General features: G+C 73.9%; 29 protein-coding genes and 1 pseudogene. 8 read left to right on the forward strand and 22 right to left on the reverse strand.

Annotated elements, in window-relative coordinates; all coding sequences use genetic code 11:
• Nucleotides 1-128 precede the first annotated feature (128 nt).
• Nucleotides 129-569, reverse strand: coding sequence for an Lrp/AsnC family transcriptional regulator (locus tag KIK08_RS22935; protein ID WP_214405295.1), 441 nt, complete (start codon nt 567-569; stop codon nt 129-131).
• Nucleotides 570-650: 81 nt separating this feature from the next.
• Here KIK08_RS22935 and lat point away from each other — a divergent pair, with 81 nt between their 5' ends.
• The gene (lat, locus tag KIK08_RS22940) at nt 651-2,009 is read left to right on the forward strand and encodes an L-lysine 6-transaminase (RefSeq protein WP_214405296.1); all 1,359 of its coding nucleotides are present in this window, start codon (nt 651-653) and stop codon (nt 2,007-2,009) included.
• Nucleotides 2,006-3,523 carry an aldehyde dehydrogenase family protein gene (locus KIK08_RS22945; protein ID WP_214405297.1) on the forward strand — a complete coding sequence of 506 codons (1,518 nt, stop codon included), beginning with the start codon at nt 2,006-2,008 and terminating at the stop codon, nt 3,521-3,523. The genes lat and KIK08_RS22945 overlap by 4 nt, the downstream gene beginning before the upstream one ends.
• 2 nt (nt 3,524-3,525) lie before the next feature.
• On the opposite strand, the gene KIK08_RS22950 is transcribed toward KIK08_RS22945, so the two are convergent.
• Genes KIK08_RS22950 through KIK08_RS22960 form a run of 3 tightly spaced genes read right to left on the reverse strand, consistent with a single transcriptional unit; the run spans nt 3,526 to nt 4,841 of the window.
• Nucleotides 3,526-3,957: a type II toxin-antitoxin system VapC family toxin gene (locus tag KIK08_RS22950; RefSeq protein WP_214405298.1), complete on the reverse strand. Its 432-nt coding sequence runs from the start codon at nt 3,955-3,957 to the stop codon at nt 3,526-3,528.
• Nucleotides 3,954-4,208 (reverse strand): type II toxin-antitoxin system Phd/YefM family antitoxin, encoded by a 255-nt coding sequence (locus tag KIK08_RS22955; RefSeq protein WP_214405299.1) that lies wholly within the window; start codon nt 4,206-4,208, stop codon nt 3,954-3,956. Before KIK08_RS22955 ends, KIK08_RS22950 begins: the two co-directional genes overlap by 4 nt.
• A 27-nt stretch (nt 4,209-4,235) precedes the next feature.
• A complete protein-coding gene (locus KIK08_RS22960; RefSeq protein ID WP_214405300.1) occupies nt 4,236-4,841 on the reverse strand; it encodes a TetR/AcrR family transcriptional regulator in 606 nt (201 codons plus the stop codon).
• Nucleotides 4,842-4,971: 130 nt separating this feature from the next.
• Here KIK08_RS22960 and KIK08_RS22965 point away from each other — a divergent pair, with 130 nt between their 5' ends.
• Nucleotides 4,972-5,724: a DUF8737 domain-containing protein gene (locus tag KIK08_RS22965; protein WP_214405301.1), complete on the forward strand. Its 753-nt coding sequence runs from the start codon at nt 4,972-4,974 to the stop codon at nt 5,722-5,724.
• Here the strand turns inward: KIK08_RS22965 and KIK08_RS22970 are convergent.
• From KIK08_RS22970 to thyX, 9 genes are all read right to left on the reverse strand, one after another.
• A complete protein-coding gene (locus KIK08_RS22970; RefSeq protein WP_308257817.1) occupies nt 5,676-6,257 on the reverse strand; it encodes a GNAT family N-acetyltransferase in 582 nt (193 codons plus the stop codon). The two genes, KIK08_RS22965 and KIK08_RS22970, sit on opposite strands and share 49 nt — an antisense overlap.
• A gap of 20 nt (nt 6,258-6,277) precedes the next feature.
• Nucleotides 6,278-7,624 (reverse strand): NAD(P)/FAD-dependent oxidoreductase, encoded by a 1,347-nt coding sequence (locus tag KIK08_RS22975; RefSeq protein ID WP_214405302.1) that lies wholly within the window; start codon nt 7,622-7,624, stop codon nt 6,278-6,280.
• A 91-nt stretch (nt 7,625-7,715) separates the two neighbouring features.
• Entirely contained in the window at nt 7,716-9,389 is a 1,674-nt protein-coding gene (locus tag KIK08_RS22980) for a ribonuclease J (protein WP_250557636.1), read from the reverse strand.
• A gap of 181 nt (nt 9,390-9,570) precedes the next feature.
• Nucleotides 9,571-10,581: a 4-hydroxy-tetrahydrodipicolinate synthase gene (dapA, locus tag KIK08_RS22985; protein ID WP_214405304.1), complete on the reverse strand. Its 1,011-nt coding sequence runs from the start codon at nt 10,579-10,581 to the stop codon at nt 9,571-9,573.
• A 68-nt stretch (nt 10,582-10,649) separates the two neighbouring features.
• The gene (locus tag KIK08_RS22990; protein WP_214405305.1) at nt 10,650-10,850 is read right to left on the reverse strand and encodes a DUF397 domain-containing protein; all 201 of its coding nucleotides are present in this window, start codon (nt 10,848-10,850) and stop codon (nt 10,650-10,652) included.
• A gap of 5 nt (nt 10,851-10,855) precedes the next feature.
• Nucleotides 10,856-11,059 carry a DUF397 domain-containing protein gene (locus KIK08_RS22995; protein ID WP_308257818.1) on the reverse strand — a complete coding sequence of 68 codons (204 nt, stop codon included), beginning with the start codon at nt 11,057-11,059 and terminating at the stop codon, nt 10,856-10,858.
• Between the two features lie 12 nt (nt 11,060-11,071).
• Nucleotides 11,072-11,911 carry a DUF5753 domain-containing protein gene (locus tag KIK08_RS23000; RefSeq protein ID WP_214405306.1) on the reverse strand — a complete coding sequence of 280 codons (840 nt, stop codon included), beginning with the start codon at nt 11,909-11,911 and terminating at the stop codon, nt 11,072-11,074.
• 74 nt (nt 11,912-11,985) lie between these two features.
• Nucleotides 11,986-12,612 carry a TIGR03085 family metal-binding protein gene (locus KIK08_RS23005; RefSeq protein WP_214405307.1) on the reverse strand — a complete coding sequence of 209 codons (627 nt, stop codon included), beginning with the start codon at nt 12,610-12,612 and terminating at the stop codon, nt 11,986-11,988.
• Nucleotides 12,613-12,647: 35 nt separating this feature from the next.
• Nucleotides 12,648-13,400, reverse strand: coding sequence for an FAD-dependent thymidylate synthase (gene thyX, locus KIK08_RS23010; protein ID WP_214405308.1), 753 nt, complete (start codon nt 13,398-13,400; stop codon nt 12,648-12,650).
• Nucleotides 13,401-13,563: 163 nt separating this feature from the next.
• On the opposite strand from thyX, the gene KIK08_RS23015 reads away from it, so the two are divergent.
• Both KIK08_RS23015 and KIK08_RS23020 read left to right on the forward strand, forming a co-directional pair.
• Complete coding sequence (locus KIK08_RS23015) at nt 13,564-14,127, forward strand: toxin-antitoxin system HicB family antitoxin (protein ID WP_214405309.1); 564 nt, start codon at nt 13,564-13,566, stop codon at nt 14,125-14,127.
• A gap of 5 nt (nt 14,128-14,132) precedes the next feature.
• Nucleotides 14,133-15,236: a DUF4097 family beta strand repeat-containing protein gene (locus KIK08_RS23020; protein WP_250557638.1), complete on the forward strand. Its 1,104-nt coding sequence runs from the start codon at nt 14,133-14,135 to the stop codon at nt 15,234-15,236.
• Between the two features lie 188 nt (nt 15,237-15,424).
• Here KIK08_RS23020 and KIK08_RS23025 read toward each other — a convergent pair whose 3' ends face one another.
• From KIK08_RS23025 to KIK08_RS40210, 3 genes are all read right to left on the reverse strand, one after another.
• Nucleotides 15,425-16,651, reverse strand: coding sequence for a winged helix-turn-helix domain-containing protein (locus KIK08_RS23025; protein ID WP_214405322.1), 1,227 nt, complete (start codon nt 16,649-16,651; stop codon nt 15,425-15,427).
• A gap of 20 nt (nt 16,652-16,671) precedes the next feature.
• On the reverse strand, nt 16,672-17,628 hold the full coding sequence (locus KIK08_RS40205; protein ID WP_308257819.1) for an EamA family transporter: 957 nt from the start codon (nt 17,626-17,628) through the stop codon (nt 16,672-16,674).
• Nucleotides 17,629-17,690: 62 nt separating this feature from the next.
• Nucleotides 17,691-18,185, reverse strand: coding sequence for a VOC family protein (locus tag KIK08_RS40210; RefSeq protein WP_250557631.1), 495 nt, complete (start codon nt 18,183-18,185; stop codon nt 17,691-17,693).
• 80 nt (nt 18,186-18,265) lie between these two features.
• On the opposite strand from KIK08_RS40210, the gene KIK08_RS23035 reads away from it, so the two are divergent.
• Nucleotides 18,266-18,838 (forward strand): GNAT family N-acetyltransferase, encoded by a 573-nt coding sequence (locus KIK08_RS23035; protein ID WP_214405312.1) that lies wholly within the window; start codon nt 18,266-18,268, stop codon nt 18,836-18,838.
• A gap of 12 nt (nt 18,839-18,850) precedes the next feature.
• Here the strand turns inward: KIK08_RS23035 and dapB are convergent, their stop codons facing one another.
• The gene (gene dapB / locus KIK08_RS23040; RefSeq protein ID WP_408004709.1) at nt 18,851-19,594 is read right to left on the reverse strand and encodes a 4-hydroxy-tetrahydrodipicolinate reductase; all 744 of its coding nucleotides are present in this window, start codon (nt 19,592-19,594) and stop codon (nt 18,851-18,853) included.
• Nucleotides 19,595-19,768: 174 nt separating this feature from the next.
• On the opposite strand from dapB, the pseudogene KIK08_RS23045 reads away from it, so the two are divergent.
• Together KIK08_RS23045 and KIK08_RS23050 are read left to right on the forward strand one after the other, a co-directional pair.
• Nucleotides 19,769-20,413: pseudogene (locus KIK08_RS23045) on the forward strand (MFS transporter); the annotation flags it as partial.
• Nucleotides 20,299-21,111 carry an MFS transporter gene (locus KIK08_RS23050; protein ID WP_328516854.1) on the forward strand — a complete coding sequence of 271 codons (813 nt, stop codon included), beginning with the start codon at nt 20,299-20,301 and terminating at the stop codon, nt 21,109-21,111. The pseudogene KIK08_RS23045 and the gene KIK08_RS23050, both read left to right, overlap by 115 nt.
• Nucleotides 21,112-21,278: 167 nt before the next feature.
• Here KIK08_RS23050 and KIK08_RS23055 read toward each other — a convergent pair whose 3' ends face one another.
• From KIK08_RS23055 to KIK08_RS23075, 5 genes are all read right to left on the reverse strand, one after another.
• Complete coding sequence (locus KIK08_RS23055) at nt 21,279-21,752, reverse strand: DUF456 domain-containing protein (RefSeq protein ID WP_214405316.1); 474 nt, start codon at nt 21,750-21,752, stop codon at nt 21,279-21,281.
• On the reverse strand, nt 21,749-23,074 hold the full coding sequence (locus KIK08_RS23060) for a M16 family metallopeptidase (RefSeq protein WP_214405317.1): 1,326 nt from the start codon (nt 23,072-23,074) through the stop codon (nt 21,749-21,751). Before KIK08_RS23060 ends, KIK08_RS23055 begins: the two co-directional genes overlap by 4 nt.
• The gene (locus KIK08_RS23065; protein WP_214405318.1) at nt 23,071-25,353 is read right to left on the reverse strand and encodes a polyribonucleotide nucleotidyltransferase; all 2,283 of its coding nucleotides are present in this window, start codon (nt 25,351-25,353) and stop codon (nt 23,071-23,073) included. The genes KIK08_RS23060 and KIK08_RS23065 overlap by 4 nt, the downstream gene beginning before the upstream one ends.
• Nucleotides 25,354-25,627: 274 nt before the next feature.
• Entirely contained in the window at nt 25,628-25,897 is a 270-nt protein-coding gene (rpsO, locus tag KIK08_RS23070; RefSeq protein ID WP_214405319.1) for a 30S ribosomal protein S15, read from the reverse strand.
• Between the two features lie 152 nt (nt 25,898-26,049).
• Nucleotides 26,050-26,248 (reverse strand): 2'-5' RNA ligase family protein (locus tag KIK08_RS23075; RefSeq protein WP_408004710.1); only part of this gene is annotated, 199 nt, incomplete at its 5' end.

A 26,248-nucleotide genomic window follows, 5' to 3' on the forward strand; every position in this document is an offset into this window, starting at 1 on the left:
CGCCGCGGCGGCCGGCCCGCCGGCCCGCCCCCGGGCCGGCTCGACGACCGCGGCCGCCGCTGGGTCGTCGGGCTGGCCGCCGGGCTGCTGCTGGTGCTGGTCGCCGTGGCGGCCTTCCTCCTGGCCGGCTACCGGTAGCGGCGCAGCACGACCCACGTCGTGGTGCGCACGGTCTCCGACCACCCGGAGATCCGGTCGAGCACCGTGTCGAGGTCCTCGGCGCTGTCCGCGGCCAGCAGCACGACCAGGTCGTACTCCCCGGTGACCGTCTCGACCTCACTGACGCCGTCCAGCGCCACCAGCCGCCGCACGTAGCCGGCGACGTCGGGGGTGCGGATCACGATGCCGACGCGGGCCCGGTGGGCGCGGGGTTCGTCGGGCAGCACGACGTCGGCGCGGTAGCCGCGGATCACCCCGGCCCGCTCCAGCCGCTGCACGCGGGCCAGCACGGCCGTGCGCGACAAACCGACCCCGCGGCCGAGCTGCGCCATGGTCGCGCGCCCGTCGGCGGCCAGCAGGGCGAGCAGGGCCCGGTCGAGATCGTCGATCTGACGGTTCGTCGGCGCCACGGCGCAATCGTGGCAGTTCGTCGGGCGATCCCGACGCTCTGCCCGCTGCGCGTCGACGCGCGGGCTCCCGACACTTCTCCCATGACCTCACCGGGCCCGCTCGCCGCCGCGGACGTCCACGAGACGCTGCGGCGCCACATCCTCGTCGACGGCTTCGACCTCGTCCTCGACACCCGGGCCAGCCGGGGCTCCTGGCTGGTCGACGCCCGCGACGGGGCGCGCCACCTCGACCTGTTCAGCTTCTTCGCCTCCGCGCCGCTGGGCATGAACCCGCCGGAGCTGACCGGCGACCCGGCGTTCCTGGCCGAGCTGACCGAGGTCGCGGTGAACAAGCCGTCGAACTCCGACATCGCGACCGTCGCGCAGGCGGAGTTCCTGCGGACGTTCGCCCGGGTGCTGGGCGACCCGGCGCTGCCGCACCTGTTCCTGGTCGAGGGCGGCGCGCTGGCGGTGGAGAACGCGCTGAAGACGGCGTTCGACTGGAAGCGGCTGCACAACGCCGCCCACGGCCGCCCGGCCGAGCTGGGCACGCAGGTGCTGCACCTGCGCAAGGCCTTCCACGGCCGCAGCGGCTACACCATGTCGCTGACCAACACCGACCCGCGCAAGACCGAGCGCTTCCCGATCTTCGACTGGCCGCGGATCGACGTGCCGGCGATCCGCTTCCCGCTCGACGACAGCGCCGAGGGCCGGGCCAACCTCGCAGCCGTCGTGGAGGCGGAGGAGCGGGCGCTGACCCAGGCGCGCGCCGCGTTCGCCGCGCACCCGCACGACATCGCCTGCTTCATCGCCGAGCCGATCCAGGGCGAGGGCGGCGACAACCACCTGCGCGCGGAGTTCCTGCGGGCGATGCAGGCGCTGTGCCGCGAGCACGACGCCCTGTTCGTGCTCGACGAGGTGCAGACCGGCTGCGGCATGACCGGCACGGCGTGGGCCTACCAGCAGCTGGGGCTGGAGCCCGACGTGGTGGCGTTCGGCAAGAAGCTGCAGGTCTGCGGGATCATGGCCGGCCGCCGGGTGGACGAGGTGGCGGGCAACGTGTTCGAGGTGCCCTCGCGGATCAACTCGACCTGGGGCGGCAACCTCACCGACATGGTGCGCTCGCGGCGCTACCTGGAGGTCATCGAGGCCGAGGGGCTCGTCGAGCGTGCCGCCGTGCTGGGCAAGCGGCTGCTCGACGACCTGCGCGCGGTGCCGGGCATCGACAACGTCCGCGGCCGCGGCCTGTTCGTGGCCTTCGACCTGCCGACCCGCGACGAGCGCGACGCCGTCGTCGAGCGGCTGCACCGCGGCCGGGTGCTGGTGCTGCCCAACGGGGAGCGCTCCGTGCGGCTGCGCCCCGCGCTGAGCATCGGCGAGGATGAGCTGGGCCTCGCGGTGGCGGCGATCACCGCCGCCGCGGCCGGGTCCGACGTCGTGCTCCCGGAGGGTGCCAAGTGACCACCACGACCGCGACCGATTCCCGGCTCACCTCGGTGAACCCGGCGAACACCGACGAGGTCGTCGGCGAGGCCGAACTCACCGACGCGGCCGGCTTCGTCGACGCGTGCCGCACCGCCCGGGAGGCGCAGCACGGGTGGGCCGCGGTGCCGGCCCCGGTGCGCGGGCGGGTCGTCGAGCAGATCGGGCGGCTGTTCGAGGCCAACAAGGAGGCGCTGTCGCGGCTGGTCACCCGCGAGATCGGCAAGCCGCTGGCCGAGTCGCGCGGCGAGGTGCAGGAGGTCATCGACACCTGCACGTTCTTCGCCGGCGAGGGCAGGCGGCTCTACGGGCAGACCGTGCCCAGCGAGATGTCGGACAAGCAGCTGTTCACCTTCCGCACCCCGGTCGGCGCGGCGGTGATCGTGACCGCGGGCAACTTCCCGGTCGCGGTGCCGTCCTGGTACCTGGTGCCGGCGCTGCTGTGCGGCAACACGGTGGTCTGGAAGCCGGCCGAGTACACGCCGGCGATCGCCGCCGCCTTCACCGAGCTGTTCCAGCGCGGCGGGCTGCCCGCGGGCGTGCTGCAGACGGTGCTGGCCGACGGCGCGACGACGTTCGAGGGCCTGTCCGCCGCGCTGGACGCCGGCCTGGTCGACAAGATCGGGTTCACCGGCTCGTCCGCGGTCGGGGTGCGCATCGGCGAGCTGGCCGGGCGCCACCTGCAGGTCCCGTGCCTGGAGCTGGGCGGCAAGAACCCGCTGGTCGTGATGCCCGACGCCGACCTCGATCTGGCCGTCGAGGGCGCCCTGTTCTCCGGCTTCGGCACCGCCGGCCAGCGCTGCACCTCACTGGGCACCGTCATCGCGCACCGCGACGTGCACGACGAGTTCCTGCGCCGCCTCGACGCCGCGGTGCGCTCGGCCGCGATCGGCGACCCCACCGCCGACGTGCTGTACGGGCCGATGATCAGCCGGCGGTTCCTGGAGTCGTTCGGGCGCCACCTCGACCTGGTCCGCCCGCACCACACCCTGCACGGCTCCACCGGCACCGGCCGCATCACCGCGGCCAACCCGCGGGAGGGCTTCGTCGGCGACCCGGACGCGGGCCTGTTCGCCCACCCCACGATCGTCGACGGCGTGCGTGCCGACGACGACATCTACCGGACCGAGACGTTCGGCCCGATCGTCGGCGTGGCGACCTTCGACACCTTCGACGAGGCCGTCGACCTGGCGAACGGGCACGGCTACGGGCTGTCCGCGGCCATCTACACGACGAACCCGGCGCACGCCTTCCGGTTCCGGGAGCGGTGCCGCGCCGGGATGGTCAGCGTGAACAACTCGACCTCCGGCGCCGAGGCCCACCTGCCCTTCGGCGGCAACGGCCGCTCGGGCAACGGCAGCCGCCAGTCCGGGGTGTGGGTGCTCGACCAGTTCACCCGCTGGCAGTCGATGAACTGGGACTACGCGGGGACGCTGCAGAAGGCCCAGATGGACACGGCGGTGCTGCCTGCGGATACCGAGTTCCGCCTCTGAGCTCAGGGCTCACCGGTGGTGTCGTAAGTGGCCACGCCCGCCTTGCTCCAGGCGGCGAGCAACTTCTGGTCGCCGGCCGCGGCCACCAGGTCGTCATCGGCCAGGAGCGCCGCGGCCGCGCAGTGGACCGCGTCGTACCCGCGGAGGGCGAGCGCGTTGGCCATGTCGGCCGCGGTCGCGACAAGGGGCTCGTCGACATCGATCACGTCCATCTCGCCCCACAGCCGGTCGAGTCGGCGCAGTGCCTGCCCATGGGCACCGGTGTCGATGCGTCCCATCCGGTTCGCCTGGGCGAGGGCGGCCGCCGCTTCGACGTACATGAGCCGTACCGACACCACGGCATGGGCGTCGTTCCAGAACCGCCGGCAGGCGCCGCTGGTGGGCTCGGTGACGAGCAACGGCAGGAACGCCGACGTGTCCAGGTAACCGATCACCGGCGCTGCTCGTCGACGAGGTCGCTGACCGATCCGCTCGCCGGCACGGGCTCCGGCGCCGGCATCTTGCGTCGACGGGCGGGGCGCACCCGGCCCTCGGCCCGGAGCTGCTCGAGTCGGGTCGGGCGATCGATCGGCACGATCCTGGCGATCGGCCGGCCGTGGTCGGTGACTGTGACGGTGTTGCCCTGCCGGACCTGCGCGAGATGGGCACTGAGCCCGTCACGCAGCTCGCGGATCCCGATCTCCATGATCCTCCGTAGCCACATTGGAAAGCATCATTGTAGCCACATCTGCGCTTCATCGGCGACGAGTCCACCGGCCACCGCGCGCACGCCGGGGAGGCAGAGGGCGCGGTAGCCGGCGGTCATGGTGCGCGGGTCGTCGGGGAAGCCGTCGTCGATCCAGCGGACCAGCAGGCCCAGCGCGGCGCTCGTGCAGAACTCGACGACGAGGCCGATCGGCACGGGTGACCCCGCGGGCAGGTGCGGGCCCAGTTGCGTGGTCAGCACCTCGGCCAGCATCCGGTGCAGGTGGCGCAGCACGACCGTGCCGCCCTCCCGACCGCACAGCGCGCGGTAGACGCGCTGGTTGCGGTGGGCGTGGGCGAACAGCAGCCCGGCCGGGCGGGCCGGGTCGAGGGGGTCGCCGCCGGTCTGCGCGTCGACGTCGCGCTGCAACTGGGCGCGCATGTCGTCGAAGGTGGCGGTGAGCAGCGCCTCCTTGTCGCGGTAGTGCGCGTAGAAGGTCGAGCGGCCGACGTCGGCGCGGTCGAGGACGTCCTGCACGGTCAGCCGGTCGTAGCCGCGTTCGAGGACCAGCGCGATCAGCGCCTCGTGCAGGGCCCGGCGGGTGCGCCGCACGCGACGGTCGTGGTCGACCACGTCGTCTCCCGGACAGTTCCGCGGATCCGTCCCGAACCGCACGTCCGCGACGGATTGGTCGTGGTGAGCCTACCCACCAGAACCGAACACTGTGTTCAGCAATGAACTCAACGTTTCGGAGGAGTGTCGCGTGGACGTCGTCGTGTGGGTGGTGGTCGGGGCCGGGTTCGCGGCCATGGCCCTGGTCCTGGCAACCGGCTCGAGCCGGATGGCCGTGGCCGTCGGACTGCCGCGGTCGACCGGGGTGGCCATGGGCGCGGCCCTCACCGCGGTGTGGCTGGCCTGGGTGGTGGTGAGCGGCCTGCTCGCCGCGGCGGGGGCCTACCGGCAGGACCCGTCGGCCCCCCGGCCGTGGTTCGCGGTGACCTTCGTCGGGGTGCTGGCGGCCGTGCTGCTGGTCGCCAGGGTGCCGGTCGTGGCACGGGCCCTCGCCGGGCCGCACGTCCCGGCGATGCTGGTCGCCGCGCAGGCGCCACGCGTGGTGGGCGGGGTCTTCCTGCTGGTGATGGCGGCCGGTGGGCTGCCGCCGGTGTTCGCGTTGCCGGCCGGCATCGGTGACGTGGCCGTCGGCGTGGCGGCGGTGTTCGTGGCCCGCCGGATGCGTGCGGGCACCGCCGGGCGCGGGCCCGTGTGGTTCACCGTGCTGGGCATGCTCGACCTGGTGATAGCCCTGACCGTCGGCACGGCCGCCGGGCTGCTGGGCGTGCAGCCGACGATGGCGGCGATCGGCGTGCCGCCGCTGGCGCTGATCCCGACCGCCGCGGTGCCGCTCGCCTTCGGACTGCACGTCCTGGCCCTGCAGCGGCTGCGCGCCGGCGCCCCGGGATCGGGTGGTCAGCCGCTGAACGCGTCGGGCGCCGGGCCTTCGACCGGCACCTCGTAGACGACCTCCAGGCCGTCCTCGTCGTCCCACTGCGTCCCCACCTCGACGAAGCCGTACTGCGCCGCGAGCCTGCGCGACGCCTCGTTGTCGGGTGCGATCGTGACCCGCGCCGTGCGCACCTGCGGCTCCCGGGCGGCGCGCCGCAGCAGGACCTCCAGCGCCGCGCGGGCGTAGCCGCGACGGCGGTGGGTGGGCGCGATCGCGTAGCCGATCTCCACCATGCCGGCGGCGTCGGGAGGGCCGTGGTAGCCGGCCCGACCGACGGCCAGCGCCCGCCGCCGGTCCCAGACGACCCCGGTGACCCACCCCGCCTCGGCCGGGTCGGCGGCGACCTGCCGGCTGCGCATCCGCCACACGCCGCGCCAGTCCGGGCCCGCGAAGTAGGCCGGCAGCGGGACCGGGCTCGTCGCGTTCGCGGCGGCGAGGTCGCCGTCGGCGAGGGCCCGGAAGGTCGGCCCGTCGAGGTGCACGATCCGCACGTCCGGGGCGTCCCGATCGGCGGGGCCCGAGCCGCCGCGCTGGTCGTCGGTCACCGCGCGATGCTCCGCACCGGTCAGCCGCCGAGGGCCCGCGACAGCGCCGCCGCGACGACGCTCGGCCGCCGGGTCAGCCGCTCCTCCGCGTCGGCCAGCGTCATCAGCCGCAGCCCGGCGTTGACCAGCAGCCAGCGCAGCGGCTCGGGCTCCCAGCGCCGGGAGCGGTGCCCGACCCAGGGCAGCCGGGTGATCGGGTCGTCGCGGCCGAGGATCAGCGCGGCGAGCGTGCGGCCGGCGAGGTTCGCCGTGCCGACGCCGTCGCCGACGTAGCCGCCGGCCCGGCCGAGGCCGTCGGGGCCGAGCGTGACGCCGGCGTGCCAGTCGCGCGGGATGCCCAGCGGGCCGCCCCAGGCGTGGGTGAAGTCGTCCGGGCCCAACTGCGGGAACAGCTCGCGGGCGGCGGCGCGCAGACCGGTGAAGATGCGCCGGTCGTGGTCGAACTCCGGGCGGATGCGCGAGCCCCAGTGGTAGGGCGCCCCGCGGCCGCCGAAGACGAGCCGGTCGTCGGCGGTGCGCTGGCCGTAGACGATGAGGTGGCGGTGGTCGGAGAACGTCTGCCCGCCGGCCAGGCCGGCGCGCTCCCAGAACGACGCCGGCAGCGGCCGCGTGGCCACGATCAGCGAGTACACCGGGACCACCGAGCGGACCGCCATGTCGGCGCTCCAGGCCTCGGTGGCCCGCACGACGTGGCGGGCGTGCACGACGCCCCGGTCGGTCACGACCCGGCCGGGAGCCAGGCGCAGCGCCCGGGTGGACTCCACGATCCGCCCGCCCCGCCGCTCGACGGCCCGGGCGAGCCCGCGAACCAGCCGGGCCGGCTGGACGCGGGCGCAGTCGGGGGTGAAGGTGGCCCCCAGGACGTCGGTGGCCCCGACCAGCGCCACCGCCTCGTCCCGGTCGAGCAGCCGTTCCTCGTCGGAGGCCGCCGCCTCCGCGCGCGCCCGGGCCAGCTGCGCCGGGGTGCGGGCCAGCACGACGGTGCCGCCCTTGACCCAGTCGCAGGCGATGCCCTCCTCGGCGACCGCCTCGCCGACCGCGTCGACCGTGTCGCGCATGGCCGCCCGCATCGCCGCGGCGGCCCGCTCGCCGTGCCTGCGGGCCAGCGCCGCGGTCGAGGCGGGGAACAGCGCCGAGCACCAGCCGCCGTTGCGCCCGCTGGCCCCGAACCCGGCGATCCGCCGCTCCACGACGAGCACGCGGACCGTGGGGTCGGCGCGCAGCAGCGAGTGCGCCGTCCACAGGCCGGTGAAGCCGGCGCCCACGATGCAGACGTCGACGTCGGTGTCGCCGTCCAGCGGCGGGCGCGGGGCCAGGTCGTCGCCGTCGGCGCGGACCTGCTCGAACCACAGCCCCGGCGCGGTCACGTCAGCAACCATGCCGCACGGCGCCGTCGAGAACGACGTTGTCGCGCGGTGGACCGGTCCACAATGACGACAACGTCGTTCTCGACGGACCTCAGACCGCGAGGACGGTGGGGACGATCATGGGACGGCGGCGGTAGGTCTCGCCCACCCAGCGCCCGACGACCCGGCGCACCGACTGGGCGATCCGGTGCGGGTCGGTGATGCCCTCCTGCTCGGTGCGGCTGAGCTCGTCCTCCACCAGCGGCAGCACCGCGTCGAGCGCCTTCGGGTCGTCGGAGAAGCCGCGCCCCGACAGCGTCGGTCGGGAGACCGCGCGGCCGGTGTTCGCGTCGACGGCGACGGTGATGGAGATGAAGCCGCCCTCCCCGAGCACGAGCCGGTCGCCCAGGGTGGACTCGCCGATGTCGCCGACGGCGAGCCCGTCGACGTAGACGCGGCCGACGTCGACCCGCCCGGTGATCTCGGCGCGGCCCTCGACCAGGTCGACGACGACGCCGTCCTCGGCGAGCACGACGCTGTCCTCCGGGACGCCGGTGCGCACGGCCAGCGCGGCGTTGGCGCGCAGGTGGCGCCACTCGCCGTGCACCGGCATGACGTTGCTGGGGCGCACGGCGTTGTACAGGAACAGCAGCTCGCCGGCCGGCGAGTGGCCGGAGACGTGCACCTTGGCGGTGCCCTGGTGGACCACCGACGCACCGAGCCGGTTGAGCCCGTTGATCACCGCGAAGACGGCGGTCTCGTTGCCCGGGATCAGCGAGCTGGCCAGGATGATCGTGTCCTCCGGCATGATCCGCACCGAGCGGTGGTCGCCGCGGGCCATCCGGGCCAGCGCCGACAGCGGCTCGCCCTGCGACCCGGTCGAGACGATGACCAGCTGGTCGTCGGGCAGGTCGAGGGCCTGGTCGATGTCGATGAGCAGGCCGTCGGGGACGTTGAGGAAGCCCAGCTCGGCGGCCAGGCCCATGTTGCGCACCATCGACCGGCCGACGAGCGCCACCCGGCGCCCGTGCGCGACCGCGGCGTCGAGTACCTGCTGCACGCGGTGCACGTGGCTGGCGAAGCAGGCCACGATGATCCGCGACGGCGAGCGGTGGAACACGCCGTCGAGCACGGGGCCGATCTCCCGCTCGGCGATCACGAAGCCGGGCACGTCGGCGTTGGTGGAGTCGACCAGGAACAGGTCGACGCCCTCGTCGCCGAGCCGGGAGAACCCGGCCAGGTCGGTGAGCCGGCCGTCGAGCGGGAGCTGGTCGAGCTTGATGTCGCCGGTGTGCAGCACGAGGCCGGCCGGCGTGCGGATGGCCACGGCCAGCGCGTCGGGGATGGAGTGGTTGACCGCGAAGTACTCGCAGTCGAACACGCCGTGCGTGTTGCGGTCGCCCTCCTTGACCTCGTGCAGGCGCGGGGTCAGCCGGTGCTCGCGGCACTTCTCCGCGACCAGGGCCAGGGTGAACCGCGACCCGACGATGGGCAGGTCGGGGCGCTGGCGCAGCAGGAACGGGACCGCGCCGATGTGGTCCTCGTGGCCGTGGGTGAGCACGACCGCCTCGACGTCGTCGAGGCGGTCCTCGATGGCCCGGAAGTCGGGCAGGATCAGGTCGACGCCCGGGGAGTCCTCGGCGGGGAACAGCACCCCGCAGTCGACGATGAGCAGTCGGCCGCCGAACTCGAAGACGGTCATGTTGCGGCCGATCTCGCCGATCCCGCCCAGCGCCACGACCCGCAGCGCGCCCTCGGGCAGCTCGGGCGGGGGGCCGGCGGGCAGCTCCTCGCGGTTGACGTCCTCGGGCGGGGCCTGGCTGGGCCGGCGCTGGTCGCGCCGGGGCGGCCGGGAGCGGCGGTCGGACCGCGGACGGTCGGACCGTGCGGGAGGGCGACTCACAGATAGTCCTCGCAGAGTGGTCTCGCGGCGCCGTCGCGGCACCGCATCGGGAACGGGCGGACGATCACCGGTAGGCGATCTCCGCACCCAGGTCGGCCGCGGCGCGGGCACCGAGCGCGCCCCGACCGCGCTCGGCCCGGCGGCGGCCGAGGGTGTCGGTGGCGACCTGGTCCAACGGGACCCCGGCCGCGGTGAGCCCGGCGGCGACGAGCTCGACCTGCTCGTCGGTGGCCGGTGGGAGGGGCAGGCGGGTGCTGCCGACGTCGAGGCCGCGCAGCCGCAGCGCGATCTTGGAGAACACCGCGCCGCCGACGGCGCCCATGGCGTGGATCAGCGGCACGAGCCCGGCGTGCAGCGTGCGCGCGGTGGTGTTGTCGCCCGCCTCGAACGCGGTCAGCATGTCGCGCAGGCGGTCGGCGACGACGTGGCCCAGCACGCTGACGAACCCGACCGCGCCGACCGAGAGCCACGGCAGATTGACCGGGTCGTCGCCGGAGTAGTACGCCAGGGACGTGGTGGCGATGGCCTCGGTGCCGACGCGCAGGTCGTTGCGGGCGTCCTTGACCCCGACGATGCGCGGGTGCTCGGCCAGCTTCTGCAGCGTCTCGATCTCGATGGGGATGACGCTGCGCGGCGGGATGTCGTAGAGCAGCACCGGCAGCCCGGTGGCGTCGGCGACGGCGGTGAAGTGCAGCAGCAGGCCGGACTGCGGCGGGCGCGAGTAGTACGGGGTGACCACCAGCAGGCCGTCGGCGCCGGCCTTCTCCGCCTCCTTCGCGAGGTGGATGCTGTGGGCCGTGTCGTAGGTGCCGGCCCCGGCGACGATCGTGGCCCGATCGCCCACGGCGCCGACGACGGCGCGCACCAGCGCCGCCTTCTCCCCGTCGGTCGTGGTGGGGCCCTCACCGGTGGTGCCGTTGACGACGAGCCCGTCGTTGCCCAGCTCGACGAGGTGGTCGGCGAGCTCCTCGGCGCGCCCCAGGTCGAGCCGGCCCTCCCCGTCGAACGGCGTGACCATGGCCGTCAGTACACGACCGAAGGGTGCCCGAACGGGGTCGGAGGCGGCGGGGCTCATGGCCTGACGGTACCGCTCGCGGCCCGCGCGACGCCCCCCGCGCCGGTCGGGGCTGTGGACAACCCCGGTTACCGGGCGAACTGCCCCGTGCGTACGGCGGAGACGAAGGCCGACCACTGGGCGGCGGAGTAGCTCTGCGTCTCGCGGGACCGGTCCTTGGTGTCGCGCACCCCGACCGTGCCCTCGGGCAGGAACGCCACCTCGACGCAACTGTTGCCGCTGTTACCACTGAAGCTGCTGGTCCGCCAGCCCGCCGTCACGGCGTCCATGTCGCTCACCTCCTGGTGAAGCGGTCGGCGCGGATGTCGCGCACGAAGCCGGCCCAGGCCGCCGCGGAGTGGTGCTGCGGCGGTCGGGTGCGGTCCTTGGTGTCGCGCACGCCCACCGAACCCTCGGGGAGGAACGCCACCTCGACGCAGCTGTTGCCGTTGTTGCCGCTGAAGCTGCTGGTTCGCCACTGCGGGTCGATGTGGTCCACGGCCGCCTCCGGTCAGAGCTGTTCGGCGGCCCTCCGGATCAGCGCCAGCGACTGCTCGGGGCTGAGCGCGGCGGACCGCAGCCTCTCGAACGACAGCGTAGCCCGGTCGACATCTCGTTTCTTCTCCATCAGCAAAGCTCCGAGCCCGTGCTCGACGTAGACCAGTTCCGGTTCGCCGATGTCGCCGAAGTTCAGGATGGTGAATCCCGAGCCCATGGCGCAGTGTGCGCCGATCTGACGCGGAAGCACCCGGAGGACCACCGAGCGCAACTCAGCGGCTTCCGCCAGGCCGTGCAACTGCTTGCGCAGCACGTCCGGCCCTCCGACCGGCCGATGCAGCACGTCTTCGTTGATCACGGCGTCAAGGGCGATCGGATCGTCGGTCGAGACCAGCCGTCGCTGCCGGATCGTGCGCACCGCGATCTCATCGGCGAGTTGGTCGGCGCTACGCCGTACTGCCGAGGCGACGAACATCGCCCTGCTGTAGTCGGCGGTCTGCAGCAGTCCGGGGACGAAGTCGACCGTGTACTCCCGCACCGAGACGGCCTCGGCCTCGAAGTCGACGTAGGAGTTGTTCCCGACCCCGTACGCCCGCCACCACCCCGGCGCGCGGGCCTCGCGGGTGAAGTCGAGCAGCTCTTCCCAGCGCTCGCTCTCCTGGTACAGGTCGAGCATGCTCTTGACGGAGTGCACGTCGACGGACTGCTGCCCGCCCTCGATGCGCCCCAGCTTGCTGACCGACCACTCCAGCCGCGGCGCCGCCGTTTCGAGGGTGAAGCCCTCGCGCTCCCGCAGCCTGCGCAGCTCCCGGCCGAGGATCCGGCGCCGCACCACCGACCCCTTGCCGCTCACGCCTGTTCACCGTCCGCAACCGCCATGGCTGAGGAATGTGGCAGTGCGGGAACGGGGGTGGGATCCCGTCCGGGTCAGATCCCCCGATCGGACGCGACGACGGATTCCACTGTGGCCGGATCGCCCTCCCACTGCACGCGCGCGGCCGAGCGCCCGAACGCGACGAGCAGCAGCTCCCCCGGCTCGCCGACGATCGTCACCACGCCCCGGCCGGTGCTGACGACCTGCTGCTCGCCGGACGGGCGGCGCAGCACGATGCCGGACGGGCTGCGGCGGAACGCCAGCTTGCCGGTGCGCCCGAGCACGTCCCAGATGTGGTCGTCGCGGGCGGCGTCCGGCGGGCGCGGCTCCCAGCCCGGCTCGCCGCGGCGCACGTCCTCGTGGTGGACGAAGAACTCGGCGCCGTTGGCCATCTCGTCGACCTTGCCGATGCGGAACGGCGACCACGCCGGCGGGCCATGGCGCAACTGGTCGATCATCTCCGGCCACGGGGTGTCGGCGTAGCCGCGCATGGCCTTGTCGACGACCGGTCCCAGCGCCGGCACCAGCAGGCCAGGGGCCGTCCACGGCTGGCGCTCGCGGACCAGCAGGTGGGCCAGCAGGTCGTGGGTGTTCCAGCCGGCGCACAGCGTGGGCTTGTCGGGACCGGACCGCTCGAACTCGGCGCAGATGGCGGCCCGCTCGTCGGCGGCGAGGTTCATGCCGACGAACCTACGCGGGGTGACCGGTCGGCGTCTCAGCCCTCGGTCACGAACGGGCTGGAGGCGATCTCGGTGCCGTCCTCCAGGGTGCCGATCTCGAAGTCGTTGAACACGTTGGGCACCTCGTGCTGCAGCCGGCGCAGGCACTCGACGGCCAACGCGCGGATCTCGACGTCGGCGTGCTCGGTGGCGCGCATGGCGATGAAGTGCCGCCACGCCCGGTAGTTGCCGGTGACGACGATGCGGGTCTCGGTGGCGTTGGGCAGGATCGCCCGCGCCGCCTGGCGGGCCTGCTTGCGGCGCAGGGTGCCGTTGGGGACGTCGGCGAAGCGCTTCTCCAGGCCCTCCAGCAGCTCCTCGTAGGCCTTCAGCGCCGCCGCGGAGGCCTCCCGGAACTTCTCGTGCAGCTCCGGGTCGGCGGCGATGACCTCGGGCTCGACCATGGCCGCGTCGCGCTCGGGGACGTAGCGCTGGGAGAGCTGGCTGTAGGAGAAGTGCCGGTGGCGGATCAGCTCGTGGGTGAGGCTGCGCGACAGGCCGGTGAGGTAGAAGCTGACCGTGCCGTGCTCCAGCACCGAGAGGTGGCCGACCTCCAGGATGTGGCGCAGGTAGCCGGCGTTGGTGGCGGTGGCCGGGTTGGGCTTGCTCCACGACTGGTAGCAGGCCCGGCCGGCGAACTCGGCCAGCGCCTGGCCGCCGTCGGCGTCGGTGCTCCACGGGACGTCCGGCGGGGCGACGAACTCGGTCTTCGCGACGAGGTGGACGCCAAGGGGCACGGTCTCCGGCATGGTGGGGAGCCTAAACCGCGACGCTGCGCGACCGACCGCGAGCCGATCGGGAGCCCGGTCGACAGGGGCGCCGACGACGTGACATCACCTGACATCACGACCACCGCCAGATTGGCGCCACCAATTCCTTGACTGGCGTCAGACGTGACGCCACAGTGGTGTCATGGATCTGAGCAAGTACGTCGCACAGCTGCGGGAGGACCTCGCGTCCGCCGCCGCGGCCGGGGACGAGCAGACGCGAAACACCGCTGCCCTGCTCGGTTCCGCCATCGAGCCGGCCGCCCGGCTGGCCATCATGAACGCCCTGTCCGACCTGGCCGCCGAGGTCACCGCCGCGCTGGAGGACCGGGAGGTCGAGGTCCGGCTGGACGGTCGCGACGTGCGCGTCGCCGTCAGCGCCGACCGCGGTGCCGAGCAGCCCCCGGACGACGAGCCGCCGTTCCGCGGCGGCGGGTTCCCGGGCGGCTTCGGCCCGACCGCCGACGCCGGTGACATCAGCCGGATCACGCTGCGGCTGGTCGAGCAGATCAAGAGCCAGGCCGAGCAGGCCGCGGCGTCGCGCGGGCAGTCGCTGAACTCGTGGGTCGCCCAGGCCGTGCAGGACGCGCTGTCCGGGCACGACCCGCGCCGGCGCCACCGCGATCGGCACCACCGCGACCGCCAGGACCGCCAGGACCGCTGGTCCGACGACCGCGACCGCCGCCTGCGCGGCTGGGTGGAGGGGTGAACGAGATGGCGGACTTCGAGAAGCACGAGCCGGTCGAGCCCGTTGAGCCGGTCGAGCCCGTAGAGCCCGTGGAGCCGACTGAGCCCGTGGAGGCAGCGGAGCCGGTCGAGCCCGTGGAACCGGCCGAGCCGGAGGAGCCCGTGGAGCCGGTCGAGCCGCCCGCGTGGGCGTCCGGACCGGCCGACGGCGACGCCGGCCCCACGCCGGTGCGCCAGCAGTCCTGGGCCGTCGACGGCCCCGCCGAGCTGGAGCTGTCGATCGACGTCGGGCGCATCACCGTCCACCTCGACGATCAGAACGGCGGCGACGAGCAGCAGACCGGCGAGGTGCGCGTCGAGGTGCGCCACGACCCCTCGGCCGGCAACACCTGGACGCAGGGCCTGTCGGGCATCCTCGGCTGGCTGGGCACGCAGACCGGCCGCGGCCAGTTCGGCGACCTCGCCGCCGAGGCCGTGCGCGCCACCGAGATCAGCTGGTCGGAGACCGGCCGACGGCTGGTCGTCAAGTCGCCGTCGGAGCTGCCGCTGCGGGTCGTGCCGCTGGCCGTCACGGTCACCGCGCCGCCGCGCTCGCGGCTGTCCGCGCGCACCGGCGCCGGCGACGTCCGGGTCACCGGTGAGGCCGGGTGGGCCGCCGTGCGCAGCGGCAGCGGCGACGCCACCGTGCAGGCCGTGCAGGGCGACGCCGACGTGAGCACCGGCAGCGGCGCCATCGACGTCGGCCCGATCAGCGGGCGGGCGCGGGTGCGCAGCGGCTCGGGCGCCGTGCGGCTGGGCGGCGTCGGCGGCCACACCGAGATCAAGACGGGCAGCGGGGAGATCGGCGTCGGGGAGGTCTCCGCCGACCTGCGCGTGCGCTCCGGCTCCGGCGACATCTCCGTGGCCGACGCCCGCGCCGGGCGCATCGAGCTGACCAGCGGCTCGGGCCGGCTGCAGGTCGGCGTGCACCCGGGGGTCGGCGCCGAGCTCGACCTGACCTCCGGCTCCGGGCACGTCCGCAGCGACCTGCAGGTCGGCGACACCGCCCCGGCCACGCCCACCGGGCTGAAGGTGCGGGGACGCACCGGCAGCGGCAACGTCCTGGTGACCCGATCCGCGGTCACCGTCTGAGCAAACCGGCCGGCGGGTTGGGGGCCCGCCGGCCGCCGGGCCGGCCGCCCCTGGGGGCACGGCGGCCGGCCCGGCGGTCCACAACGCACCGCGCAGGTGCACGCAGGACCACACGACGGGCGGATCCGGGGGGATCCGCCGTCCCCGGCCCGGCCGCCACTCCCGTGGGCGGCCGGGCCGGTGGTGCGTCAGGCCGGGTCGGCGACGGCGACGGCCGCCGCGAGGGCCGGGGCCAGCTCGCCCCGCTCGCCCACGACCACGCCGCTCAGGCCCAGCCACTGCGCCATCGTGACCAGCTCGGCGGCCAGCTCGGCCGCGACCCGCGCCACGTCGGCGCCAGGCTCGACGAACGCTCCGGGCACCCGCAGCAGCCCGGCGGCGCGGTCCGACTTGAGGTCGACGCGGGCCACCAGCTCGCCGTCGAGCAGGAACGGGAAGACGTAGTAGCCGTACTGCCGCTTGGGCTCGGGGACGTAGATCTCGATGCGGTAGCGGAAGCCGAACAGCCGCTCGGCGCGGTCGCGCTCCCAGATCAGCGGATCGAACGGGCACAGCAACGCGCGGCCGGTGATCCGGCGGGGGAGCTTGGCGTCGAGCGCGCGGTAGGCCGGGTGGCGCCAGCCGCGCACGGTGACCGGCTGCAGCGCGCCGGCGTCGACCAGCGCCGCGACCGCGGCCTGGCTGCGGGCGGGGTTGAGGCGGTAGTAGTCGCGCAGGTCGGGCTCGGTGGCCACGCCCAGCGCCGAGGCGGACCGCAGCACCAGCGCGCGGGCGGCCTCGTCGTCGTCGACCGGGGGCAGCGCGAGGACCTCCGGCGGGAGGACGCGCTCGGGCAGGTCGTAGAGGCGCTGGAAGTGCCGTCGGGAGCCGGTGGTGAGCTGCCCGAGGCCGAACAGGTACTCGCAGATGCGCTTGACGTCGGAGCGCTCCCACCAGGTGGCCCCGGGCGGGCGCGGCTTCGTCACCCCGCCGAGTGCCTTCTCCAGCTCGCCCGCGCCGACCGGCCCGAGCTCCTTGACGGCGGCCAGCACGTCCTCGACGAGAGCGGGCTGCTGGTCGGCGAGTACGCCGTAGTGGCGCCACCAGCCGCGGCTGCGGGCGGCGGTCTGCAGGAGGGGCCAGTCGGCCGGGGGCAGCAGGCTCGCCTCGTGCGCCCAGTACTCGACCAGCAGGCGCGGGCGGCGCGACGAGTGCGTCCAGGCGGCGTCGTCGACCAGGTCGCGGTCGTAGGGGCCCAGCCGGCTGTAGAGCGGCATGTAGTGGGCGCGGACGGCGACGTTGACCGAGTCGAGCTGGAGCAGGCGGATGCGCTCGAGGGTGCGCAGCAGGTGGCGGCGGGTGATCGGGCCGCTCGGGGTGGGGGCCGCGAACCCCTGCGCGGCCAGTGCCGCGCGCCGGGCAACGGCCGGACTCATCGTCTCCGCTCTCGCAGCGCTCACGGGGGTGATGGTGCCAGGGACCCCCGACGTTTCCGGGCCGGCCGCTCGGCCAGCACCACCAGGACCACGGCCACCAGCACCACCGCCCCGCCCAGCAGCTGCACCGGCGAGAACCGCTCCCCCACGACCACGACCCCGAGCAGCACCGCGATCACCGGGTTGACGTAGGCGTAGGTGGCCACCGTGGACACCGGCAGCGAGGCCAGCGCGTAGGCGTAGGCGCTGAACGCGCCCAGCGACACCACGACGGCCATGTAGGCCCAGGCCCACCAGGTCCGCGACGACAGGGCGGCCAGGTCGACGCGGTCGCCGGCGATGGCGGCGGCCACGGTCAGCACCAGCCCGCCGGTCAGCATCTGCACTGCGGCCAGCGCGAACGGGTTCGCCGGGACGGGCAGCCGGGTGGTGGCGAACGTGCCGCCCGCCCAGCCGACCGCGGCCAGGACCACCAGCCACGGGCCCCACCACGCCGTCCCGACGGTGCCGCCCGAGCCCGCGGAGGGCCCCGCGAGCAGCAGCACCGCCAGTCCGGCCACGCCGACGGCGACACCGCCGACCGTGGCCGGACGGGGGCGGTCGCCGGTGAGGGCGCGCAGCACCACGATGTGCAGCGGCACCGAGGCGATCAGCAGCGCCGCCATCCCCGACGCCACGTGCTGCTGGCCCAGCACGACCAGCCCGTTGCCCCAGGCCGGCAGCAGCACGCCGGACAGGGCCGTGGTGCCCAGCTGCGCCCACGACATCCGGAACGCCCGCCGCCCGGCCACCGCGAGCACGACCAGCGCCAACAGCCCGCCGCCGACCAGGAACCGGGCGGCGCTGCCCAGCAGCGGCGGCACCTCGGTGATGATCAGCCGGTTGGCCAGGTAGGTCGAGCCCCACATCACGTAGACCACGCCCAGCGCGAGCCAGGCCACCGCCCCGCCCCGCCGGGCGCCCTCGTCAGCTGGCACGCCCAGAACGTTGCCATGGCGAACGACCGCTGTCGCCCGTCCCTTCGGCGGGGCGCGCCGCGTCAGTCCCGACCGACCACGCCGCTGTCGCGGACCATCGCCTCGAACTCGGCGTCGCGGCGCTCCACCGGCCGCTGCGCGGTGTAGGTGATCCGCAGGCCGTCGGGATCGGTCACGGTGACGTCGGCGGTGTTCCACGGGGTGTCGGCCGGGCCCTCCACGGTCGCGCCGAACGCCCGCGCCCGTTCGGCCAGCCCGGCCAGGGCGTCGTGCTCGGCGGCCAGCGACAGCCCGAGCCCCACCGCGGGCGAGACCGGCCCACGCGCGGGCACGAGCAGGATGTCCTGGTAGCGCCAGCGGCGCAGGTGCACCACGAACGGCTCCCCGGGCGGGCCGAGCACGGCGAGCTCGATCATGTCGAGCGCCTCGGTGTAGAAGGCGCGGCTGCGCGCCAGGTCGGAGACCTCCAGGCGGAGGAACATCGGCATCGGGTAGATGGCGGTGTCGATGACGGGGTCCACGCCCAGGTGGGGCTGGTCGGCGGGGTTCGTGCTCATGCGGGCCACTGTGCCGGTTGACGCTGCGTCGACGACAACCCCTTCCCGCCGCCCGGCGGCGCATGGGGAATCCTGGGGCCATGGCCATCGCCGCGGTCCGACCGGCCGCCGCCGCAGACGTCGAGGAGATCGTCCGGATCCAGGCGACGACGTGGGAGGCGGCCTACGCCGAGCTCGTCCCGCCCGCCGCCCTCGCCCAGCTGCGCTCGCCCGAGGCGCGCAAGGCCTGGTCGGCGGCGGTCGCGGTCGGCGGCGGCAGCCACGTGCTCGTCGCCACCGAGGGGGCGTGGACGGTCGGGTTCTGCGCCGCCGCTCCGGCCCAGGTCCCGACGGGCGCGAGCGAGCCGCCGGCGGACGGGCCCTCGGGCATCGGCCCCGAGCACTGGGCCGAGATCGGGGCGCTGCTCGTCGAGCCGCGGTGGGGGCGGCGCGGGCACGGCGGCCGGCTGCTCGCCACCGCCGCGCACGCCCTGTTCAACGCGGGCGCCCTCTACGGGTTGGCCTGGGTGCCGGAGGCCGACGCGGCGTCGCGCTCGTTCTACCATCGGGTCGGCTGGGAGCCCGACGGCACCGTGCGCGTGCTCGACACCGGCGACGGCACCCTGCGCGAGGTCCGCCTGGTCGGCTCCCTGGACCTCAAGCTGGAGGACTGACGGCGGCCGCGGTCACTCCAGACCGAGGAGGGGTTCCAGGCCGACGGTCAGGCCGGGGCGGTCGCGGACGCCGCGCACGGCCAGCAGGACGCCGGGCATGAACGAGGCCCGGTCGAACGAGTCGTGCCGGATGGTCAGCGCCTCCCCTGGCCCGCCGAGCAGCACCTCCTGGTGCGCCACCAGGCCGGGCAGGCGCACGGAGTGCACGTGGACGCCGTCGACGTCCGCCCCGCGGGCGCCGGGCAGCTCCGACGTGGTGGCGTCGGGCACCGGGCCGAGACCGGCCTCCGCGCGGGCGGCCGCGATCAGCGAGGCGGTGCGCGTCGCCGTGCCCGAAGGGGCGTCGACCTTGCCCGCGTGGTGCAGCTCGATCACCTCGACCGAGTCGAAGAACCGCGCCGCCTGCCGGGCGAACTGCATCATCAGCACCGCCCCGACCCCGAAGTTCGGGGCCACCAGCACGTGGCCGGGGGTGCCGGCGAGCCAGCCGCGCAGCTCGTCCAGGCGCTCACCGGAGAACCCGCTGGTCCCGACGACCGCGGCGATGCCGTGGTCGAGGCAGTAGCGCAGGTTGGTCATGACCACCCCGGGATGGGTGAAGTCGACGACGACCTCGGCCCCGCCGGCCACCAGATCGGCGAGCGAGTCGCCCTCGTCGATGCGCGCCACGAGCTCCATGTCGTCGGCGTCCTCGACGACCTCGCACACCTGCGAACCCATCCGGCCCTGCGCGCCCAGCACGCCCACCCTGATCACGCCGCACACCCTATGAGGTGCCGGCGCCAGCGCGGGCGACGGCGGCGACGGCGGGTTACCGTCCGCGAGCCGATCATCGGGTGACGGAGCGGAGCGTGCGTGGCCACATCACAGGCGGAGGGTGCCTCCACCGACCGGGACGCCGGCGGCGGGCTCACCGGGCCGGTCGTCGCGGTGGCCCTGGTCTCGGCGATCTCCGGGCTGCTCTACGGCTACGACACCGGGATCATCTCCGGGGCGCTGCTGCAGATCACCGACGAGTTCGGGATCGACCACATCCTCGAACAGGTGATCGCGGCCAGCATCCTGCTCGGCGCCGTGCTGGGTGCGCTGATCTGCAGCCGCCTGTCCGAGCGCCGCGGCCGGCGCGGCACGCTCGTGCTCGTCGCGATCGTCTTCGTGGTCGGCGCGGTGTGGGCGGCGCTGGCACCGAACCCGCTGCTGCTGTCGCTGGGGCGCCTGGTGCTCGGGTTCGCGGTGGGCGGCGCCACCCAGACCGCGCCGATGTACGTCGCCGAGCTCGCCCCTCCGCGCTACCGCGGCCGGCTCGTGCTCTGCTTCCAGATCGCCATCGGCGTCGGCATCGTGATCGCCACCATCGTCGGCGCCGCGGAGGCCGTGGACTGGCGCATCGCGGTCGGCTGCGCCGCCGCCCCCGCCGCGCTGATGCTCGTGCTGCTGCTGCGGCTGCCCGAGAGCCCGCGCTGGCTGGCCAAGAACGACGACCGGGACGCGGCGCGCGACGTGCTGGAGCGCGTGCGACCCGACGGCTACGACGTCGACGCCGAGTTGCGGGAGGTCGTCGACCTCGCCGCGGAGGAGCAGCGGGCCCGCACCCGCGCTGGTCGGGGCTGCGCGCCGCCTGGGTGCGCCCCGCTCTGGTCGTCGGCTGCGGCATCGCCATCTTCACCCAGCTCAGCGGCATCGAGATGATCGTCTACTACTCACCGACGATCCTCACCGACAACGGCTTCGACGACTCCGCCGCCCTGCTCGTCTCGGTGGCCCTCGGCGTGTCCTACCTGGTCGCCCAACTCGTCGGACTGGCCATCATCGACCGGGTCGGCCGCCGCCGCCTCACCCTCATCATGATCCCCGGTGCCGCGGCCGCACTGGCCGCGCTCGGCGCGTTGTTCGTCGCCGGGGTCGGCGGCGGACAGGGCGCCCCCTGGATCATCGCCTGCCTGGTCGTGTTCATGCTCTTCAACGCAGGCGGCCTGCAACTGATGGGCTGGTTGACCGGCTCCGAGATCTACCCCCTGGCCGTTCGCCCCGCCGCGACCGCCGCCCAGTCGGCCACCCTGTGGGCCACCAACCTGCTCATCACGTTGACCCTGCTCAGCCTCATCCAAGCCATCGGCGTGGGCCCGTCGATGTGGCTCTACGCGGGCTTCAACGTCGCCGCCTGGATCTTCGTGTGGCTGCGCATGCCCGACCTGACGGGGCGGAGCCTGGAGCAGATCGAGGGCAAGCTGGCCGACGGGAAGTTCCGCCCCGCCGACTTCGCCCGAGGCTGAGGGGTCGCGACCTGCCGCCGGCCTCGCAGCGCGGGGCCACCGTCGAGAACGAAGTTGTCGTGATCAAGAGGGCCTGTTGATCACGACAACGTCGTTCTCGACGGCCAGACGCCCGTGCTGGTTGGACGAGAGCGGCTCTCGTCCAACCCCGCGCCCAGCCGCTCCCGTCAGGCGAAGAAGAGCAGGGCGGCGATCCAGACGCCGGCCGCGAGCAGGCCCGTGGCCAGCTCCAGCAGGATGCTGAACGCGACGGCGCCGAGGGCCTTGCGGGTGGAGGGCCAGGCCTTGGAGCTGTCGCCGAGGCGGGCCAGCTCGGACAGGTACACGCCCAGCGGGAAGCCGACGAACAACCCGACCACCGGGATCACGAAGAACCCGACGATCCCCAGCCCCGCGCCGACGACGATCGACCGGGTGGGGACGCCGGACTCCTTCATCCGCCGGCCGGGCAGCAGGTACTTGGCCACGCTGCCGAGCACGATGATCGCGGCGGCGATGCCGAGCACGATCCAGCCCAGCTGGTCGCCGCGGGGGATCGCCCAGACGGCGATCCCGGCGAGCACCAGGAGGAGTCCGGGCAGCACCGGGAGCAGGATCCCGACGATTCCGACGGCGACCAGCAGGCCGGCGAGCAGGGTCATGGGTCCCGGACCGTACCCGGGAGGTCCTCCTCGTCGTCGTACGGGCCGACGACGGCGACCGTGAGCGGGGCCGAGAGCAGCTCGCGGGCCACCTCGTCGACCTCCTCGGCGGTGACCGCGGAGATCCGGTCGAGGCTCTCGGCGATCGTGCGCTGGCGGCCGTGGTCGAGCTCGGAGCGGCCGAGGCGGTTCATCCGCGAGGGGGTGTCCTCCAGCCCCAGCACCAGCCCGCCGCGCAGGTTGCCCTGGGCGCGGGCGATCTCGGCCGGGGTGAGCCCGTCGGCGGCGACCTCCGCCAGCACCGAACGGACCACCTTGGTGACCTCGTCGAGGCGGTCGGGGGCGCAGCCGGCGTACACGCTGAGCACGCCGGCGTCGGCGTAGCCGATGTGCTGGGAGTACACCGAGTAGGCCAGCCCGCGGCGCTCACGGACCTCCTGGAACAGCCGCGAGCTGGGGCCGCCGCCGAGCGCGGTGTTGAGCACCGACAGCGCGGTGCGCCTCGGGTCGTGCCGGCTCACGCCGGGCACGCCGAGCATCAGGTGGGCCTGCTCGGTGTCGTCCGGGCGCAGCACCAGCCCCGGCGCGGGCGCCAGGACGAACCCCTCGCCGCGGCGTGGGGTGGACGGGGAGGCCGAGCCCGCCCTGGCCGACGCGGCGGCCAGCGCGCTGCCGACCAGCTCGACGACCTCGGCGTGCACGAGGTTGCCGGCCGCGGCCACGACCATGCGCGGGGTGGTGTACTCCCCGCGCCAGAAGTCGTGCAGGACGTCGCGGCGCATGCCGCGGATCGACTCCTCGGAGCCGATGACCGGCCGACCCAGCGGGTGCTCACCGAAGATGACCTCGTCGAACAGCTCGCCGAGCAGGTCCTCGGGGTCGTCGTCGCGCATGGCGATCTCTTCGAGGACCACCCCGCGCTCCAGCTCGACGTCGGCCGGGGTGAGCAGCGCGTCGGTGACGACGTCGGCCAGCACCCGCACGGCCAGCGGCAGATCGGTGTCGAGCACCTGCGCGTAGTAGCAGGTGTGCTCCTTGGCGGTGAACGCGTTGAGGTCGCCGCCGACGGCGTCGAAGTCCTCGGCGATCGACGACGCCGTGCGCGTGGTCGTGCCCTTGAACAGCAGGTGCTCGAGGTAGTGCGCGGCACCGGCCTGGGTCGGGGTCTCGTCGCGCGAGCCGACCCCGATCCAGATGCCCAGCGACACCGAGCGCACGCCCGGCACCGCCTCGGTGAGCACCCGCAGCCCGCCCGGCAACTCCGAGCGGGAGACGCCGCCGGGGGCGGGCACGCCCACCCCCGGCGTCACGACGTCGGTCAACTCGCGGGGACCTCGCTCGGCGCGGCGGCCGGGGCATCGGCTGCGGCGTCGGCGGGCGCGTCGGGGGTGGCGTCGCCGGCCGGGGCGGCGGCCTCCTCCTGCACCGGGATCAGGCTGATCTTGCCCCGGTTGTCGATGTCGGTGACCTCGACGCGGAGCTTGTCGCCGACCTTGACGACGTCCTCGACCTTGCCGATGCGCTTGCCGTTGCCCAGCTTGGAGATGTGCACCAGGCCGTCCTTGCCGGGCACCAGCGAGACGAACGCGCCGAACGCGGCGGTCTTGACCACCGTGCCCAGGAAGCGCTCCCCCACCTTCGGCAGCTGCGGGTTGGCGATCGCGTTGATCATGCCGATCGCGGCCTCGGCCGAGTCGCCGTCGGAGGCGCCGACGTAGATCGTGCCGTCGTCCTCGATGGAGATGTCGGCACCGGTCTGCTCGGTGATCGAGTTGATCATCTTGCCCTTCGGGCCGATGACCTCGCCGATCTTGTCGACCGGGACCTTGATGGCCACGACGCGCGGGGCGAAGCGGCTCATCTCGTCGGGCCGGTCGATGGCCTCGCCGATGACGTCCAGGATCGTCAGCCGGGCGTCCTTGGCCTGGTTCAGCGCGGCGGCCAGCACGGCCGACGGGATGCCGTCGAGCTTGGTGTCCAGCTGCAGCGCGGTGACGAACGACGAGGTGCCGGCGACCTTGAAGTCCATGTCGCCGAAGGCGTCCTCGGCGCCGAGGATGTCGGTCAGCGCGACGTAGGTGGTCTCGCCGTCGACCTCGTCGGAGACCAGGCCCATCGCGATGCCCGCGACCGGCGCCTTCAGCGGCACACCGGCGTTGAGCAGCGACATCGTGGACGCGCAGACCGAGCCCATCGAGGTGGAGCCGTTCGAGCCCAGCGCCTCGGAGACCTGGCGGATCGCGTACGGGAACTCCTCGCGCGTGGGCAGCACGGGCAGCAGCGCCCGCTCGGCCAGCGCGCCGTGCCCGATCTCGCGCCGCTTCGGCGAGCCGACGCGGCCCGTCTCACCGGTGGAGTACGGCGGGAAGTTGTAGTGGTGCAGGTAGCGCTTGTGCGACTCCGGGCCGAGCGAGTCGATCTGCTGCTCCATGCGCAGCATGTTCAGCGTGGTGACACCCATGATCTGGGTCTCGCCGCGCTCGAACAGCGCCGAGCCGTGCGCCCGCGGGACGACCTCGACCTCGGCCGAGAGCGGCCGGATGTCGGTGATGCCGCGGCCGTCGATGCGGACCTTGTCGCGCAGGATCCGCTGGCGGACCAGCTTCTTGTTCAGCGAGCGGAACGCCGCGCCGATCTCCTTCTCGCGGCCCTCGAACTGCGGGCCGACCTTGTCCAGCACCGCGGCCTTGATCTCGTCGAGGCGGGACTCGCGCTCCTGCTTGCCGGCGATGGTCAGCGCCTGGGCCAGGTCGTCGGACGCGGTCTCGGAGACCGCCTCGAACACGTCGGCCTGGTAGGCCGGGTAGGTCTTGAACTCGCCGGTGGGCTTGGCGGCCTGGTCGGCGAGCTGCTGCTGGGCCACGCACAGGCTGCGGATGAACGGCTTGGCCGCCTCCAGGCCCTGCGCGACGATCTCCTCGGTCGGCGCCTGCGCGCCGCCGGCGACCAGCTCGTTGGTCTCGGTGGTGGCCTCGGCCTCCACCATCATGATCGCCACGTCCGAGTTCGCGCCCTCGCCGACGATGCGACCGGCGACGACCATGTCGAACACGGCCCGCTGCAGGTCCTCGTGCTGGGGGAAGGCGATCCACTGGCCGTCGATCAGGGCGACGCGCACGCCGCCGATCGGGCCGCTGAACGGCAGGCCGGCCAGCTGGGTGGACGCCGAGGCGGCGTTGATCGCCAGCGCGTCGTAGGGGTCCTGCGGGTCCAGCGACATCACGGTGACGACGATCTGGATCTCGTTGCGCAGGCCGTCGACGAAGGACGGGCGCAGCGGGCGGTCGATCAGCCGGCAGGTGAGGATCGCGTCGGTGCCCGGGCGGCCCTCCCGGCGGAAGAACGAGCCGGGGATCTTGCCGATCGCGTACATGCGCTCCTCGACGTCCACCGTGAGGGGGAAGAAGTCGAAGTGCTCCTTGGGCTGCTTGGACGCCGTGGTGGCGGACAGCAGCATGGTGTCGTCGTCGAGGTAGGCGACGACGGATCCGGCGGCCTGGCGCGCGAGGCGCCCGGTCTCGAACCGGACGGTACGGGTCCCGAAGCTGCCGTTGTCGATCACGGCAGTGGTCTCGTACACGTTGTCGGTGGGTTCGGTCATGAAGGTGGACATCTCCTCGTCAGAGCGGGAGACCCCACGCCACACCGGGAGGATCCTCGGCCGAGCCGGTCTTCGATCGAAGCCCCCGGGGCGCTGCGTGTCGCGTGCCCGGGAGCCACTACCGAGGACCGGCGGATCGTCTGCCGGAGGCGTGGCGTCGTCGCTGCGGGTAGTGCGTTCTCGTCTTGTCGTGCAGGTCTTGTCGTGCGGTCGTGCGTCGTGCAGTAAATCGGACCGTGGCCCGGCCCGCCAGGAGGCGGACCGGGCCACAGGGTCAGCGGCGGATGCCGAGGCGCTCGATCAGGGAGCGGTAGCGCGCCACGTCGACCTCGCGCAGGTACTTCAGCAGCCGGCGGCGGCGGCCGACCAGCAGCAGCAGCCCGCGGCGCGAGTGGTGGTCGTGCTTGTGCATCTTGAGGTGCTCGGTGAGGTCGCTGATCCGCTTGGTCAGCAGCGCGACCTGGGCCTCGGGGGACCCGGTGTCGGTCTCGTGCACCCCGTAGGTGTTCAGGATGGTCTTCTTCTCAGCGGCGTCGAGTGCCACGTGCTCCTCTTTCGTGTCTGTGCCGTGATGCCGGAACCCGCACGGAAGGGGAGCCGGAGACGGTGCACGGCCGCCACGGACTGCAGCCGGACCCACCACATACGGTACCAGCCGCGGTCGGAGGGGCGCCGGGGGCGGCGCTCCGGCGACGATCACGCGGGCTGCAGCGGCACCCGGTGCACGACGCGGTACCGCGAGCCGCCGCGCGCCGGCTCGCTGCTGACCAGCAGCAGGTCGGCCGGGCGCCACCACGGCCCGGTGCGCCCGGCCCACGGGGTGGCCGGGTCGGCGACGGCGCCCGGGCCGGGACGCAGCCGCCTGCGCAGCAGCGTCACGTGCGGCACGAACCGC

The organism is Pseudonocardia lacus, from assembly GCF_018531445.1.
In the GTDB taxonomy this organism is placed as follows: domain Bacteria; phylum Actinomycetota; class Actinomycetes; order Mycobacteriales; family Pseudonocardiaceae; genus Pseudonocardia; species Pseudonocardia lacus.